This is a genomic window from Liquorilactobacillus sicerae (assembly GCF_029916425.1).
Classification (GTDB): Bacteria; Bacillota; Bacilli; order Lactobacillales; family Lactobacillaceae; genus Liquorilactobacillus; species Liquorilactobacillus sicerae.
Window position 1 is genome coordinate 1 of the sequence record NZ_JAHAVQ010000164.1, and the last position, 490, is coordinate 490.

1 protein-coding gene is annotated in these 490 nt (G+C 37.6%); it reads right to left on the minus strand.

Annotated elements, in window-relative coordinates:
• Positions 1-281, minus strand: a 281-nt coding sequence (locus KH893_RS11800; RefSeq protein WP_281166279.1) for a glyceraldehyde 3-phosphate dehydrogenase NAD-binding domain-containing protein, incomplete at its 3' end; no start/stop codon positions are given.
• Positions 282-490 lie beyond the last annotated feature (209 nt).

Here is a 490-nt window from a genome sequence, read left to right on the forward strand (position 1 = left end):
TTCTTAACCCAAGGAAGGTTACGAGCGTCTTTTTCAGAATAGATGTGATAGTCTTTGCCGTTAACCGTCAAAGTAGAAGTATCGTCATTTGCTGAAACATCGGCGTTCAAAGTGCCATGAGTGGTATCGTACTTGAGCAAGTAAGCAAGCATCGAAGGTGTAGTTAAATCATTGATAGCAACGACTTCAATATCTGAAGCTTTATCTTGCAATTCCATGATTCGGCGAAAAGCCAAACGGCCAATTCGTCCGAATCCATTAATACCAATCTTTACAGTCATGGAAAATTTTCTCCTCTTATGAATATTTGGATATTGTCCTACATCAGTATACCACGGGCTACTGACAAAGCTTGACCAATGAATAGTTTGACGCACTCTTTCCGACTTGACAAAAATTTAACAAATTAATTCCAGACCACTAAATAAGAATTACAAACAAACAAATAGTCTAGTATAATAATAATGTTCGCGCGAGTAGTGTAATGGAT